Source organism: Bradyrhizobium sp. CB3481, from assembly GCF_029714305.1.
GTDB lineage: Bacteria > Pseudomonadota > Alphaproteobacteria > Rhizobiales > Xanthobacteraceae > Bradyrhizobium.
Window position 1 is genome coordinate 4,829,111 of record NZ_CP121647.1, and the last position, 15,329, is coordinate 4,844,439.

General features: G+C 61.9%; 15 protein-coding genes. 8 read left to right on the plus strand and 7 right to left on the minus strand.

From position 1 onward, the window contains the following. Nucleotides 1–88: 88 nt before the first annotated feature. Nucleotides 89–1,228, minus strand: a complete 1,140-nt coding sequence (locus tag QA643_RS23615; RefSeq protein ID WP_283028288.1) for an acyl-CoA dehydrogenase family protein — start codon at nt 1,226–1,228, stop codon at nt 89–91. Between the two features lie 78 nt (nt 1,229–1,306). Here QA643_RS23615 and QA643_RS23620 point away from each other — a divergent pair, with 78 nt between their 5' ends. The 5 genes from QA643_RS23620 to QA643_RS23640 are packed head-to-tail and all read left to right on the plus strand — an operon-like array spanning nt 1,307 to nt 7,501. After that, nucleotides 1,307–2,176, plus strand: a complete 870-nt coding sequence (locus QA643_RS23620) for a GntR family transcriptional regulator (RefSeq protein WP_283028289.1) — start codon at nt 1,307–1,309, stop codon at nt 2,174–2,176. A gap of 45 nt (nt 2,177–2,221) precedes the next feature. After that, complete coding sequence (locus QA643_RS23625; RefSeq protein WP_283028290.1) at nt 2,222–3,031, plus strand: enoyl-CoA hydratase-related protein; 810 nt, start codon at nt 2,222–2,224, stop codon at nt 3,029–3,031. A 44-nt stretch (nt 3,032–3,075) separates the two neighbouring features. Further along, nucleotides 3,076–5,259, plus strand: coding sequence for an acyl-CoA dehydrogenase (locus tag QA643_RS23630; RefSeq protein ID WP_283028291.1), 2,184 nt, complete (start codon nt 3,076–3,078; stop codon nt 5,257–5,259). A 10-nt stretch (nt 5,260–5,269) separates the two neighbouring features. After that, entirely contained in the window at nt 5,270–6,463 is a 1,194-nt protein-coding gene (locus tag QA643_RS23635) for a CoA transferase (RefSeq protein ID WP_283028292.1), read from the plus strand. Between the two features lie 21 nt (nt 6,464–6,484). Further along, entirely contained in the window at nt 6,485–7,501 is a 1,017-nt protein-coding gene (locus QA643_RS23640; RefSeq protein ID WP_283028293.1) for a tripartite tricarboxylate transporter substrate binding protein, read from the plus strand. A 196-nt stretch (nt 7,502–7,697) separates the two neighbouring features. Here the strand turns inward: QA643_RS23640 and QA643_RS23645 are convergent, their stop codons facing one another. Next, nucleotides 7,698–8,156 carry a c-type cytochrome gene (locus QA643_RS23645; protein WP_283034903.1) on the minus strand — a complete coding sequence of 153 codons (459 nt, stop codon included), beginning with the start codon at nt 8,154–8,156 and terminating at the stop codon, nt 7,698–7,700. Between the two features lie 102 nt (nt 8,157–8,258). Continuing rightward, on the minus strand, nt 8,259–9,572 hold the full coding sequence (locus QA643_RS23650) for a methyltransferase (protein ID WP_283028294.1): 1,314 nt from the start codon (nt 9,570–9,572) through the stop codon (nt 8,259–8,261). 2 nt (nt 9,573–9,574) lie between these two features. On the opposite strand from QA643_RS23650, the gene QA643_RS23655 reads away from it, so the two are divergent. Continuing rightward, a complete protein-coding gene (locus tag QA643_RS23655; RefSeq protein ID WP_283028295.1) occupies nt 9,575–10,198 on the plus strand; it encodes a class I SAM-dependent methyltransferase in 624 nt (207 codons plus the stop codon). A 17-nt stretch (nt 10,199–10,215) separates the two neighbouring features. Here the strand turns inward: QA643_RS23655 and QA643_RS23660 are convergent, their stop codons facing one another. From QA643_RS23660 to QA643_RS23675, 4 genes are read right to left on the minus strand one after another with little or no spacing between them, the layout of a single operon-like run. After that, nucleotides 10,216–11,349 carry a cysteine desulfurase family protein gene (locus QA643_RS23660; protein ID WP_283028296.1) on the minus strand — a complete coding sequence of 378 codons (1,134 nt, stop codon included), beginning with the start codon at nt 11,347–11,349 and terminating at the stop codon, nt 10,216–10,218. Next, nucleotides 11,346–11,732, minus strand: coding sequence for a GFA family protein (locus tag QA643_RS23665; RefSeq protein ID WP_283028297.1), 387 nt, complete (start codon nt 11,730–11,732; stop codon nt 11,346–11,348). Before QA643_RS23665 ends, QA643_RS23660 begins: the two co-directional genes overlap by 4 nt. Then, a complete protein-coding gene (locus QA643_RS23670) occupies nt 11,729–12,988 on the minus strand; it encodes an MFS transporter (protein WP_283028298.1) in 1,260 nt (419 codons plus the stop codon). Before QA643_RS23670 ends, QA643_RS23665 begins: the two co-directional genes overlap by 4 nt. A 4-nt stretch (nt 12,989–12,992) precedes the next feature. Then, nucleotides 12,993–13,733, minus strand: a complete 741-nt coding sequence (locus QA643_RS23675) for an MBL fold metallo-hydrolase (protein WP_283028299.1) — start codon at nt 13,731–13,733, stop codon at nt 12,993–12,995. 73 nt (nt 13,734–13,806) lie between these two features. On the opposite strand from QA643_RS23675, the gene QA643_RS23680 reads away from it, so the two are divergent. Together QA643_RS23680 and QA643_RS23685 are read left to right on the plus strand one after the other, a co-directional pair. After that, entirely contained in the window at nt 13,807–14,475 is a 669-nt protein-coding gene (locus QA643_RS23680) for a metalloregulator ArsR/SmtB family transcription factor (RefSeq protein WP_283028300.1), read from the plus strand. 21 nt (nt 14,476–14,496) lie between these two features. Beyond that, nucleotides 14,497–15,312: a nucleoside phosphorylase gene (locus tag QA643_RS23685; RefSeq protein WP_283028301.1), complete on the plus strand. Its 816-nt coding sequence runs from the start codon at nt 14,497–14,499 to the stop codon at nt 15,310–15,312. Nucleotides 15,313–15,329: the final 17 nt, after the last annotated feature.

Genomic DNA, 15,329 nt, shown 5'->3' on the forward strand with positions numbered 1-15,329 from the left:
GCCCCTCACCGCCGGCCCGCACGCAAAATATCGAAAACAACCCCATGCACCGTAGGGTGGACCTGGGTTTGCGGCATTCCCGTCTAGACTAGCGCAACAGTTCCCGGGCGATCACCAATCGCTGTATCTGGTTGGTACCTTCGAAGATCTGGGTCAGCTTGGCATCGCGCATCATGCGTTCGACGGGATAGTCCATGGTATAGCCGTAGCCTCCGAATATCTGAACGGCATCGGTCGTAACCTTCATAGCCATGTCGCTGCCGATGCACTTGGCCATGCTGGCCAGGACGTTCAGGCGCTTCCAGTCGGCGGCATCGCCCGCGCGGGCACATTCGTAGACCAATGCGCGCGCCGCTTCGATCTGCATGGCCATGTCCGCAAGCATGAACTGGACGCCCTGGAACTCGGAAATTGCTTTCTTGAACTGCTTTCGTTCCTTCGCATAGGCGATACAGGCGTCGAGCGCGCCCTGCGCTAGTCCAACCGATTGTGCCCCGATCGTCGGACGATTGAGATCGAGCGCACGCATGGAGGCGCGAAATCCCTTGCCCTCCTCTCCGATGAGGTTTTCGGCCGGAATGCGGACGTTGTCGAAGAAGATCGGCGTATTGGGGGCACCGCGAAAGCCCATCTTGCGCTCGTGGCGTCCGAACGAAACACCCGCCATCTTCTTCGGCTCCACGATGAAAGCACTGATGCCGTCTGCCCCTTCACCATCGCTCGTCCGCGCCATCACGACGATGTAGTCGGCAACAACGCCGTAGCTGCACCACTGCTTGCGGCCGTTGAGAACATAGCACTCGCCGTCCCTGCGGGCGCGGGTATTGATCGCGGCGACGTCGGAGCCGGCCTGCGGCTCGGAAATTGCGATCGCGGTGACGACGCCGCCCTTGGCGATGATCGGCAGGTATTTCTGCCGCTGCTCCTCCGAGCCAAAATGAAGAAGCGGCATGATGAACATCGTGTTGAGCGCCGCGATCGATGCGCAAGCGGGCGAAATCTTCGAGATTTCCTCGCGGGCGATGCAGGCCATGGTGAGGTTGCCATTCGGACCGCCATAGCGCTCCGGCACCCAAAGCTGCATCAATCCCATTTCACCAAACAGCTCCACGAGCTCGGTTGGAAAGCGATCGGTTTCGTCAATTTCCGCGGCGATCGGCGCCACGTGCTTGGCGGCCATCTTGCGGACGCTGTCGCGGAACGCGAGCTGCTCTTCGGAAAAGCTCATGGGACCCTCGAATATTTCTCCGCCGGACAGCCAAAAAGGACTTCCATTGAATGGGTGATCCATTTAATAATTCATCCCATGAGCACCAAGTCAAGCCCCCGCCCCGGCGCCCGGCATCCAGGCGCCTCCGCCAAGAGACGAGAGCGTCCCGGCGACCAACGGGCCGCAGCCACCGCGGCACCCGTTCCCAAATTTCGGCCGATACATACCAGGCGGGCGTTCGAGGAGATTTGCGAGCGCATTCGCGAGCAGCTTGCTCTGGGCGTGCTCAAGCCCGGCGACAAGCTGCCTCCGGAGCGCGATCTCGCCCAGCAGCTTGGCGTAAGCCGCAATGTCCTGAGAGAGGCGCTGCGCAGCCTTGAGATGGCGGGTGTGCTGCGATTGCTGAAGGGCGTCAAAGGTGGCGCTTTCATCCAGGAAGGCGACACCAGCCGCATGAACGATGTCATGCGCGACATGTTGAGCCTCGGAACGATTTCGATCCGGGAGCTGTCTGAGGCACGCGTTTACGTACTTGATCTGGTCGTCGGGCTCGCATGCGCCAACGCGCGCCAGTCCGACCTCGATGCGCTCGAAACCAATATTCAGCGGACCGAGCTGGCTACGAAGGAAGGCAGATTGCTGGACCGCGTCGAATGTTCGCGAGAGTTCTACAAGCTGCTTGGCAATTCGACGCGAAACAAGGTCATCGCGATGATCATGGATTCCGTCACCGAAATTCACATGCGCTTTGTCTATGCGAAGGTCGCTTCAAGCGGGGTCGCGATGAGCCGGCTGGCGGAAAGACGGCGCCAGCTCGTGTCGGCAATAGCCGGGAAAGACGCGTCGCTGGCGGGCCGGTTGATGCGCGCGCATCTGGAAGCCGTGCAGAAGATGCTGGAACAGGATCCGGGCGCCATGTCGCTTCATGTCGCGCTGGCGGAAATCCGGCCGGGTATGCGCCCGTAAGAGGCGTCCGGTCCATGTCGAACAACGAAAGCAAGGGAGGTTGGCGTGTCGGGTTATGCGAAGTATGAATGTCTGCAAGTAGAAGTGGCCGACAAGGTCGCGACGGTCACGCTGAACCGGCCACAGGCGCGGAACGCCATCAATCAAAAGCTGATCCGCGAGCTGCGGACCATATGGGACGACCTCGCAGATGATCATGCCGTCAACGTCGTCGTGCTGACGGGCTCAGGCGACTTCTTCAGCGTCGGGGGAGACGTCAAGGCGATGTCGGAGCGCCCGGGCGGCGACGTTCTGGAGGAAGGCGAGGTCCACGATCCCATGATTAGCCGGCGTGGCGTCACCCGGCAGCTGGAGCTCGACAAGCCCATCATCGCGGCCATCAACGGCGACGCGATTGGCCTGGCGGCAACCCACGCGTTGCTCTGCGACATAACAGTCATGGCCGAGGACGCGCGCATCGGCGACACGCATGTCTCGCGGGTCGGGCTGGTTGCCGGAGATGGCGGCACCGTGATCTGGCCCTTGCTCGTCGGCATCAACAAGGCCAAGGAATTCCTCATCCGCGGGACGCTGCTCAAGGGCGGAGAAGCCGAGCGCATCGGGCTGGTCAATCATGTGGTGCCGCGTTCGGAGGTCATGAGAAAGGCGCGGGAAATCGCCATCGAGCTCGCGAACGGTCCGACCTGGGCGATCCGCTGGACCAAACTATCGATCAATCAGATCGTGAAGGATCGCGTGAACATGCTGCTCGAAGCGTCAATGGCGCTCGAGCAGGTGACGTTTGAGACGGCCGATCACAAAGAGGCAACGATGTCATTCAAGGAGAAACGGAAGCCGAGATTCGGCCAGGCGTAGTGTGCCCCATGGATGTCGCCGGGGTCGAAAGCGATGACGCGGCCATGTTTCGCGATTCCCTGCGCGGGTTTCTCGACAAGCATTGGCGTGCCCAGGGCCCGGGCACAGAATCTTCCGAAGCGATCGCTGCGATATGGACCGGGCTGGTCGGGCAAGGGGTCACGGCCCTTGGTGCTAGTCCAAACGAAGGAGGTCTTCGCGAGATCCTGGTGGCGATGGAAGAGCTTGGTCGCGCGGCCTGTCCCGCTCCCCTGTGGTCGGCCGTACTCGCCAATCTCGTGCTCTCCGATGCATCGTCCGATGCAAGCCATATTCTCGAAGCTATCGGCACGGGAACGATGCGTATCGCGTTCTCCTTCGGTGCGTTCGATGCTGATTCCGGCATCGGCTCGATCAACCTGCAGAACGAGAAGGCGACGGGATCGCTTCGCTTCGTCGAGGCGGCCGGAATCGCTACCCATCTGCTCGTCCCGGCTAGCGAGGCGCAGCTCGCTCTCATCGACCTGGACGCTCCGGGAGCCCGCCGTATGCCTGTGCGCGCGATGGGAGCGTGGGGCAATTGGGAACTCGCGCTGAACGCAGTTCCGGCGAGAGTTATTTCCTTCAACGGCATCAGCCTGAGCGATCTCCGGTCGATCGCAAGAACGGCCTTGTTGGCACGAGCGCATGGTGCTGCGCGTCGTGCATTCGAGCTCGCGGTGGCTTACGCCAAGGAGCGACACCAGTTCGGGCAACCCATCGGAAGATTTCAGGCGATCCAGCACAAGCTCGCCAATTGTTTCATCGATCTGGAAGGCGTGCGTCTCATTCTGCAGCACGTGGCCAAGCTACAGACCCAGGGCGACCACGAGTGGCGTTATTTCGCGCATTGCGCGATGGCGTTCGCCGGCCCGGCCTTGCGCCGCGCTTCGCTGGAAACGCAGCATACGTTTGGTGCTGTCGGCTATGCCGAGGAGCACGAAGCGCCCGGTCACTTCAAGCGTGTCCATCTGGACACGATCGCGCTTGGGGGTGCCGCCTATGCCAGGAAAAGCCTCGCCGCCGGTTTGTTCGACGGTGGCAGCACGGGGTTGCCGCAATATGATCTCGGGCCGGCCGGCAACGAACTGCGCGCCCAGGTCAGGTCCTGGCTTGCGCAAAACTGGACGGGAGACAGGAAGGCCGGTTTTGATGCAAAGCCATTCGCAAAGCGTGAGTTCGATGCCGAATTTGCGCTCGAAGTGGGTGCTACCGGATGGATTGGCCTCGGTTGGCCGCAACAACACTGTGGCCAGGCCCGATCGCCGCTGGAGCAGATCGCTTTCATGGAGACGATGGAGCAAGGCGAAGCGCCGCGTATCGGCGCGTCGATTCAGGCCAACGCCCTGATAATGTTCGGCACATCAGAGCAACAGACGAAATACCTGCCGGAGATCCTGCGCGGTGAGGCCATGCATGGCATGGGCTATAGCGAACCGCAGGCCGGATCGGATCTTGCGGCGCTGCGGACCAGCGCGACCCGCGACGGCGACCACTGGGTCATCAATGGTCAGAAGATCTGGACCACGACCTGGTGGGGAAAGTACATGTTTCTGGCGGCACGAACCGACAAGAACGCGACGCCACCCCATGCCGGCATCAGCATGTTCATCGTGCCGATGAACGCCCCGGGAATCACGATCCAGCCGGCAACCACGATGTACGACGGATCGTTCGCCAACATCTTCTACGACAATGTTCGCGTGCCGCTGGAGAACATCGTCGGTCGCGAAAACGAGGGATGGAAGGTTCTCACCGGCGCCCTCGCCTTCGAGCGCGGACTGGTCGGCGGCGGCATCGTGTTGAAAGTCGCGCATGCCTTTGAGCAGTTGCGCCTGCATCTCATGACCCGGCCCGACTTGCGTGACGATCCGATCGTTCGCGACCGTATGGCGACATTTGCCTGCGAGATCGAGATTGGCCGGCAATTGATGATGCATTGCGCAGAACTTGGGGCAGACGGTGTTACGCCGCCGGAATATGGCGCGATCAGCAAGGTCTTCTCCGGTGAGTTGATGGAGCGCTTTGGCGAAGGCGCGCTCGACATGCTGGGCATGCGCGGCGCACTGTCGGAGCAGATGCCGGGCGCCATCCAGAACGGCCGGTTCGAGCAGAACCTGCGTCACTCCCTGATGTGGGTGATCAGCATCGGAACTAATGAAATTCAGCGCACCCTGATCGCCCAGCGTGCGCTTGGCTTACCTCGATAGGAAACCGATGATGCAAGGTCGACCATCACCGCTCGACGGCGTCCGCGTGCTGGACTTCTCCATCATGCTGGCCGGTCCCTACTGCGCGCGCCTGTTGGCCGACGTCGGCGCCGAAGTGATCAAGATCGAGCCTCCCGAAGGCGAAGAAATGCGCCTGCGGGCGCCGCTTCGCGAAGGCCAAAGCGCTTATTTCGGGCAGCTCAACGCAGGAAAGCAAAGCATTGCGCTCGACCTCAAGTCGCCCGAAGCGATCAAGCTCTTGCATCGCATGGTCGAAAGCACGGACGTTCTGGTCGAGAACTTTCGACCCGGCGTGATGGAGCGCCTCGGCCTTGGATATGAGGCGCTCCGCCAAATCAATCCGCGCCTGATCTATTGTTCGATATCCGGTTACGGCCAGACAGGCCCGCAATCCCAGCGCCCCGCCTACGCGATGATCGTTCATGCCGAGAGCGGCTTCGACCGCGCGCTGATGCGATACGCCGGCGATCGCGACCGGCCGGCCGGAGGAGCGGTGTTCGTCGCCGATATTCTCGGCGGCGTCTTCGGCTTCTCGGCGATCCAGACGGCAATAGTGCAACGGGCGCGCACGGGGATGGGGCAGCACGTCGATGTCGTGCTGATGGACTGCATGCTGAACCTGCTGGTGTATGAACTGCAGGAGGCGCAGTTCTCTGCGCCGGTGGCACGGCCGACCTATGGCCCGGTGCGTGCACGAGATGGCGACGTCCTGATCGCTCCGGTCTCGGCGCGCAACTTTGCGGCGCTTCGTGACTTGACCGGCCTGCCGGAGCTTGTGTCCGATCCTCGCTTTACCTCGGTTGAGGCGCGCGGCGCGAATTGGAGCGCGCTGATGCAGGTTGTCGAGAAGTGGACGAGCAAGCATACGGTGGACGAGTGCATGGCCGCTCTCGATCGCGCAGGTATCCCAAGCGCCCGCTTTCGCGATCCTGCACAGACGCTGGATGATCCGAATCTGGCCAGCCGCGGCGTATTCGCGCCGGTCGCCGACGCCGCAGGCGAATTCAGGGGCGTCAATGCGCCGTGGCGGATGTCGGGCGCCCAGATCGCAATCGGGCGGCACATCCCCTCTGTCGGCGAGCACCGGGATGAGATTCTGGCGCGTGTGCTCGGCATGTCTGCAAGTGAGGTCGGGCAGGCAGCCGCCGGCGGCGCATTCGGGAAGGCAGGACCGGCGTCATGACTTGATGCCGCGTCCGCGAGCTTGGGTATCTACAAGACAATTAAAAAAGCACAGCAAGGGAGAATCGACGTGAACGTACTGCGAGTTCTGTCTTTGATATTCGGGGTCGCACTGGTTTCCGCGACGGCTGCAGCTGATAATTATCCTTCACGTTCGATCCGGCTGATCGTGCCATATCCCGCCGGCGGGTCGACCGACATCATGGCGCGCGCGCTGCAGGAGCCGATGGCGAAAATCCTCGGCCAGCCGATCATTATCGACAACCGCGGCGGCGCGGCCGGCACGACCGGTTCCAACGAGGCGGCCCGGTCGGATCCCGATGGTTACACACTGCTGTTCGCGAACAATGGTCCGATTTCGATCGCCCCGTTGCTGCAGAAGGGCGTCGACTTCGATCCGCTGAAGAGCTTTGCGCCGGTATCTCTCGTGTCCACAGCGCCGCTGGTCCTGGTGGCAAGCGAAAAGGTGCCGGTAAACGACATCGCCGGGCTCGTCGCCTACGCCAAGGCCCAAAGCAAGCCGTTGCTATATGCGTCCGCCGGGCCCGGCTCGCTCGGACATTTGAGCACCGAGCGGTTTCTCAATCAGGCCGGCCTGCAGATGGTCCACGTACCATACCGCGGTCAGGCGCCGACGACGCTCGCGATCCTTGCCGGCGAGGTAGATATCCTGCTCACGACAACATCCGACACGTTGAACGAGCACATTCGCTCCGGCAAAGCCAAGCTGCTCGGGGTTTCGTCACCTGGTCCCTCGCCGATTGCGCCAGGCGCGGCGCCGATTGGCAATGTCCTCAAGGGTTATTCGGTCGAAACCTGGTTCGGCATCCTCGCCCCCGCCGGCACGCCGCCCGATATCATCGGCAAACTCAATGCGGCGCTCAACACGGTGCTGGCGATGCCGCCATTGCGGGACCGCTTTCTCAGTTACGGCGTCGAAGCCAAGGCCAGTACTCCCGCGGAACTTCAGGCCCTGATCGCCGCAGAAATCCCATCGTGGCGCAAAGTGATCGAAGAACGCAGCGTCAAGGCCGAGTAGCCGCCATCCAGGGTACGAGATGCTCCGGCGTCGCGGCCCGCCAACATCGAGCGCGGCGAGATCGTGACGATCTCCGCGCCTAGAGCATGATCCGGAAAAGTGTGAAGCGGTTTTCCGAAAAGATCATGCTCAAACAAAGACCTAAAGCGCGATGACGATTCATCCAAATCTCATCGCGCTTTAGACCGGTCCCAGACTACTTGGCCGCAGCCGCCGCGGTTTCGCCCGGTGGCGAAATCCGGAACATGAAGGTCGAAACCTTTTCCCCGGGTTTGAACGGACCGGGGGTCTGGTTGCTGACCGGGTTCAAACTTTGCAGAAAAGCCGTGATCGCCATGGCGTCGTCCCGTGTGAGTGTCGCAAAGGCGTGCCACGGCATGATCGGCGCCAAGATGCGGCCGTCCGGCCGTTCGCCGGCCTGTATCGCCTTCACGATCTGCTCCGGGGTCCAGCTACCGATGCCGGTCTTTTTGTCGGGTGTGATGTTTGAGCCAACAAAGACACCTTGACCTGGAATCTCGAACCCCACGTCCGAGCCGCCGAGAAAGCGTGACATGTCGGGCTTCCCCAAGAAGTATCCCGGCGTGTGGCAGTCGTTGCAGCCGCCGATCGTCACGAGATATTTGCCGCGCGCGATCTGTGAATCGTCAGCCATAGCCGCGAACGCTGCAAGCGCGATAACCGACGCGGTCACGGGTGCAAGACGAGCTGAAATCCGCGGCATGATTTGCCTCCGTGGCTTCGATCCTGTTACGCCCTACGGTTTGCGGCCGATCACGGCGCCGTTCGCGGCGGGTGCGTCGAACCAGACCGTCTCGATGTGCCGGAAGCCGGCTTCCTCGAGCCATGCCGAGTATTCGGCCGGTGTGTAGTTGCGTCCTTCGGTCTCGATCAGCATGTTGAGGCTCATCAGCGCGGCCGGCGCCGGCCCGGTCTTTTCGTCATTGACGAGGAGCTCGCTGATCACGACGGCGCCGCCGCTCGGCAAAGCCTCGAAGGACCGGCGCAGCAGGGTGCGGTTCTTCGGCTCGTCCCAATCATGCAGGATCATCGACAATAGATGCACGTCGTGCCCCCCGGGAAGCTGCTCGAAGAAATTGCCGCCCGCGGTCTCGATCCGATTGGTCAAGCCGGCCTCGGCAATCTTTCCCGCGGCGATCGCGGCCACATGCGGCAGGTCAAACACGGTCGCACGCAGCGCCCCATACTGTTTACAAAGCTCGATGTCGTAGGCGCCCGATCCGCCGCCGATGTCGAGGAGGCGGTGGAAGCGCCGGAAATCCACCGCTTCGCCGAGCTTGCGCGCGGTCATCGTGGAAAGCGAATGCATCGCCTCCCAGAAGAGTGCCAGCATCGTCGGATCCTCGCCGTCGAACATCGAAGATTGCGCGGCCGGATCCCACGTGGTTGGCCGGTTCGTGCGCAGCGCCTCCGCAAGCTTTCCCCAGCCCGCGTAGAGCCGCTTGTCGGCCATTTGCACGAAGCCGCCGAAATAATACGGTTTGCCGCGCACGAGATAGGCTTCGCTTAACGGCGTATTGCGATAACGACCGTCCGTTTTCTCCAGAAGCCCGAGTGCAGCACAGCCGGTCAACAGCATGTCGGCCGGCCGTGGATGCAGATGAAGCGTTTCCGCGAGCTCAGCAACCGTGACGCTGGCGCCGCCTGCAAGGCGGCTGAAAAGATCCAGCTCGTGCGCGGCGGCCAGAGTCTTGAAGGCCCAGAAACCGGTCGAAAGCGCCATCAGCGGGACGGCGGAAGGAAGCTCCGGCGTGGCGTGAATCGGCTGGACGTTTGCATGCCTGGCCGGAGGCGCTGTCCGCGAAAGCTGACTGGCCATATTCATCTCCTTTTCAGAGCGAGCTACGGCCGATCGTAAGAAAATCAGGGCTTGGTAGAAGTGCCAATTCGTGTGTTCCCGGCCAGTCCAATTCTCATTGGCATCGCTACGCCTTTCAACTCTTTGATATGTGTTGATGTTTTCGAAAATGGCCAGCCACGTTTCACTTTCGGCGAGCAGATTCTGACGAGTTGCAGCACCCTGTTGCGGGTTTGGGCGCCACAGGAGCAAGAATGCGTCGTCCTCAATTCATTTCAGACCATGCTCGTAACGCGCGCGGCATCTTGGGCCGGCTGATTGCGTTCATCATGGCTCGGGAAACCTGGAGCGAGAACATGCGCGCCATGGAAGCGCTCGGCATAGGACAGGCCGACCAGGTCCTCGACGTTGGATGCGGTCATGGGCGCAGTCTGATGGAAATAGCTGCGCGGGCCCCTCGGGGGCGGAGTGTTGGCATAGACCCCTCCGAGCTGATGGTAGAGATCGCGGCCAAACGAAACCGAACGCTCATCGAAGCCGGTCGCATTGATGTCGTTCTTTCGGGTGTGGAATCGTTGCCTTTCCCCGATGACATGTTCGACAAGGCGCTATGCGTCCACGTGCTTTATTTTTGGAAGGACGTCGAAATGTCGCTGCGCGAGATCGGGCGCGTGCTGAAGCCGGGTGGCCGTCTTGCATTGTTGTTCCGCACGAACTCCGACTTGAAGGCCATCGCGTCTTTTCCGGCAGAAATCTACCGCTTTCCAAGACTGGCCGACGTACGGACAGTGCTCGAACGAGCGGGCATGGAGGTCCATGTTGCAGGAGATGGCGCGAACGAGCCTGCCCTTCTGTTGGCGACGAAACGATCTGCCTGACTGGCGGCTGGTCGCAATCAGGACAACGCTATCTTGGCCAGACGCGCCACGACGGCGTCGATTTCGTCAGCCGTGGTGTGTCTTCCCAGGCTGAAGCGGATCGCTCCCATTCCAATCCGTTCCGGCACACGCATCGCCGCGAGAACGGGCGAGAGCTCGATCTGCCCCGAATGGCACGCCGAACCCGTCGATGCCGCCACATTGCGCAACTGGCCCAAAATGTCCGCGCCGATCCTGCCCACGAATGACACGTTAAGAGTGTTCGGCAAACGATGCATGGCATGGCCGTTGAGCGCGACGCCTTCGTTGAACCTCTCTTGCAGCGCCTTCCACAGGCGATCGCGCAGGGCCTGTACGTGCGTCATTGGCGCAAGGTCAGCCGACAGTGCACAGGCCGTCCCAAGCCCAACTGCCAGCAGGGCGCTCTCGGTCCCGGCGCGTCGGCCCGATTCATGGCCGGCGCCGTGGATCAATGGCTCAAGTTCGAGGCCTCGCCTGACATACAGCGCGCCGACGCCCTTTGGAGCGTAGAGCTTATGACCGGCGATCGTTAGCATATCGACACCGAGCTCGTTCACCTTGGTCGGAATTTTTCCGACGGATTGGGCTGCATCGGTATGAAAACGGATCCCGTACTGACGAGCGATCGCGCCGATTTCAGCGATCGGCTGTATGGTACCGACTTCGTTGTTGGCGTGCATGATGCTGATCAGGACCGTTTGCGGAGCAATCGCGCGGCGGACGTCCTCCGGATCGACGCAGCCTGTCCTGTCTACCGGAAGGTACGTGACCGCACCGCCGATCCGTTCGAGAAATCCGCACGGCTTGAGAACCGCAGGATGTTCAATGGCTGAGGTGATGATGTGCGCCCCACGGCGGTTCGGCGCAAAGAACGTGCCCTTGATCGCCAGATTGTTTGCTTCGCTGCCTCCACTGGTGAATACGATCTCGTCAGGTGAGGCACCGAGGAGCGCGGCGACCTGGCTGCGCGCCCGTTCCAACCCTACCTTCGCCGGCGCGCTGGCCCAATGGCCGCTGGAGGGGTTGCCGAACGCGTCGTCCAGGAATGGTTGCATCGCCTCAGCCACGGCCGGGTCAATCGGTGTGCTCGCGTTGTAATCGAGATATATCTGCCGCATCGTCGCCGTCACTTGTCCTGCTGCGTGTGGTTGAGCCGCAGCCAGGGCAGTTGCTCGTTGGCGAAAAAGTGCTTGCCCGGTTGCAGCTCCGCGGCCCGGTCGAAAGCGCCGACGTGGTAGTGCGTCTCCGTCGGAAAATGCACTGTAGCGCAGGTCAGCGTCGAGCCGCAGCGGGAGCAGAAGCCTCGCGTCGTTCCCGGCGATGATTTGAACGTGGTGATGGTGCCCTCGGTGACCGTGACAGCGTCGTTCTCAAACCCGACGAACACGCTGACCGGAGCGCCAGAATGTCTGCGACAGCTATCGCAGTGACACCAGAAGACTCCTTTCGGTCGGCCTCGCGCCTCGAATCGCACCGCCCCGCAGAGGCAGCGTCCTGCAAAGATCTCGCTCATTGTCGTGCTCCTGCCCTGCCCTCCATGGCGACGAATACTATCGCTCCCGAGAGGAAAGTGAGCGCGCCGATCGCTCCGATCGCCCAGGCCATGCCGAACAGGTCGGCGATGATGCCAGCCGATAGCGCCCCGATCGCGTAACCGAGATCGCGCCAGAAGCGGTAGACACTGAGCGATCGTGCGCGCCAGCTCGGATGTGAGGCGTCGGAGACGGCGGCGATCAGGCTGGGATACACCATGGCCGTGCCAAGCCCGAGCAGCAGGCTGCCGACAAGCCACCATTCAAAATGACTTGTCGTTGCGGTCAGAAACAAGCCCACGGCCTGCACCCACATGCCGGCAACGATCAGCCCTTTGCGTCCCCAGCGATCGGAAAGAGGGCCCGTAGCGATCTGCAGGATGCCCCAGGTCGCCGGATAGACGGCCTTCAATATGCCGATCCGATCGACGTGGAGGCCGAACGACGCGAAGAACAGGGGAAAGATTCCCCAGCTCATTCCGTCATTGAGATTGTTGACCAGCCCGGCCTGCGACGCGGCAAACAGGTTGCGATCCCTGAACGAGGTGAGAAGGAATATCTCGCGGAAACTGATCGGGGCGGATTGTTGCTTGTGGGCCGCTGTTTCCAGACGGACGTGCTCCCGGGTATCGTGCACCAGCAGAATCGACAGCGCGGTGCCGAGAATCGCATAGGCAACACCAAGATAGATCGGCGCCGGCCGCAGGCCGTATCTCGAGGCCAGATACCCGGTGAGAAAAGCGGTCACACCCACCGCAAGATAGCCTGCGAATTCATTCAGACCGACGGCAAGTCCTCGCGATTTCGGCCCGACGAGATCGATTTTCATGATCACCGTCATGGACCAGGCCAAACCCTGGTTGATGCCGAGAAGGGCGTTTGCTGCGATGACCCATTCCCAGCTCGGCGCCCACATGATCATGAACGGCACCGGCAGGCCGACGAGCCAGCCGAGGATCAGAACACGTTTGCGTCCCCAAGCGTCCGCGAGCTGGCCGGAGATCAAGTTAGCGCACGCTTTCACGACGCCGAAGCTGACGATGAAGGAAACTACGAGCGTCGTCGAACTGATCTTGAACTCCTCTGACCCGATCAGCGGCACGACCGTCCGCTCGATTCCGACCATCCCGCCGACGAAGGCGTTGATCAGGACGAGCAAGGCGAACTGCGGCCAGTTCTCTTTCAGCCCCAGTCGGACAGACGAGGCGGTCTGCGGAGCGGTTGCAGCCTCGGTCATGAGATCAGGCCGCAACCGCCGCCGCGCCTGAATTTGCCGCCCTGATCTTCGCGGCTTCCGGCGGTGCCGGCGGAATCTCGGCGACCATGAACTGGACAAACTCGGCTTCGTCCTCGATCGTGAACGCCTGATTGTGCCGCTTCTCGAAGCCGATTGCGGACGATGGCTTGCCGCTCAGGCGGCGACCGCAGACCGAGCCCGCATAGGCGCCCGGCAGCACCTCGACGTAGTCAGGGAGTTCTTTCAGCCTTCGCACGCTCTTGAACAATTGTCTCGCGCCCTCCTCCGCGCTCGCCGCGAGTTCGGTGCGGCCGAGATCGCCGACCATGAGGGTGTGCCCCGTGAAGACGAACCATGGCTCGTTGGCGCGGGTTCGGTCTGTCACAAGGATGCAGATGTGCTCGGGCGTGTGACCGGGCGTGTGCAGCACAGTGGCGGAGACGTTGCCGAGCGGGAGTACATCGCCGTCGCGCACGCCTTTGTAGGGAAAGGATACGATGGCGTCGGCCGAGAGCACGTACTCAGCTCCCGCTGCGGCTGCGAGCACCCGGCCGGCCGACAGGTGATCGGCATGGACATGGGTGTCGATGACGAAATGTATCCGCATGCCGGCATTGTCGGCGGCCTGCAGGTAGGGCTGAATATCGCCGATGGGATCAACGACCGCCCCGGCGGCTTTGCCGCCGCAGCCGAACAGGTAGGAGATACCGACTGGATCGCTATGCAAGAACTGGCGGAGAATCATGGACTTGCACTCCCTCGTGAGAAACGCTAGATACATTCAATCGATCTGCTGAATGATATATTGAAGGAGCGCCGTGTCAAGCTCGGGACCCAAACAGGCGATCTATGAGAATCTTGCCCAGGTGGCGCAGGCGCTTGGCCATGCTCACCGGCTTGAACTCCTTGAGCATCTTGCGCAGGGGATACGCACCGTCGAGGCGCTGTCGGCTCGGGCACATCTGACGTTCGCCAATACGTCGCGGCACCTACAGATCCTGAGGCGCGCGCGTCTCGTCGAGACCGAGCGTCGCGGCAAACATATTCTCTATCGCCTCGCCGGCGATGCCGAAGTGGTCACGCTGATCAAAGCATTGGGGCGCGTCGGTGAACGGAATGTCGCCGAGATCGGCCGGGTTGTGACCGATTACTTTCGGGCCCGTGATGCGCTTGAGCCCGTCTCGCGTGACGACCTGGTCGCGCGTTTACGGGACGGTCTGGTCACGTTGCTTGATGTGCGGCCCGAGGATGAGTTCGCGCTGGGCCACCTCCCGGGGGCGCTCAACATTCCTCTGGCCGAACTGGAAGGACGTTTCGGCGAGTTGCCGAAAGGTCGCGAAGTGATTGCTTATTGTCGCGGGCCCTATTGCGTTCTTTCGTTCGAAGCCGTGTCAGCCCTGAGGGCGCGCGGCTATCGCGTTCGCCGTCTTGAGGACGGTTACCCCGAATGGAAAGCCGCCGGCCTGCCGGTCGAGTCCGTGGCTTGAGACAGGTCGATCAGGTGCATCATGGATGATAAGCCTCATCGCGCGGAACCCGCGTGGCCGATTGTCGCCGTCAAGGATCACAAGGCGCCCTCGGTGTTTCGGCCTGAATCCCTGTTGAGGGAGGCGCGCCGGCAGAGGCAGTTGCCACTCCTCAACGTGCCCGAAATCTGCGTGCTCGATCCGGACGGTGACGTTGTCCGCCACCTCAAGCGGACCGGTGCTGGCCGTATCCATGAAGGTTGGGCCTGCTATCACACCGAGCTTCTTGCCTTCGATCTCGGCGGCATCGGCGAGATCGGCATCGTCGGTTGCGCGGTTGGTGCGCCGTTCGCCGTCCTCGTGGCAGAGCAGCTCTTCGCATCCGGCTGCCGACTTCTCATCAGCGTCACGTCCGCCGGACAAATCATCCCAGTCGGGCCGACGCCGTACTTCGTCCTGATTGACCGAGCGCTACGCGACGAGGGGACGAGTTATCACTACCAGCCGGGCTCGACTTTCGCCGAAGCGCCCGACACGTCGCTCCTGGACCGCATCGAGCGGGCGAGCCAATCGCTGCCCGAGAAACTGCATCGCGGCTCGACCTGGACGACGGACGCTCCGTATCGCGAGACGGAAGCGGCCATCGCGCGGGCGCACGATCTGGGAACGCTTGCAGTCGAGATGGAAGCAGCCGCTCTCTATGCCTTCAGCGCGACGAGCGGCCATTCCATCGTCTGTTTCGCGCATGTCACAAATTCGATGGCGCAAATGGAGGGCGATTTTGAGAAGGGTGAGGCTGACGGCGCCAAGGCAACCCTTGCTGTCGTCGCAGCAGCCGCGTGCGGCTGGCGAAGTTAGAAATCATCACCAGTAAT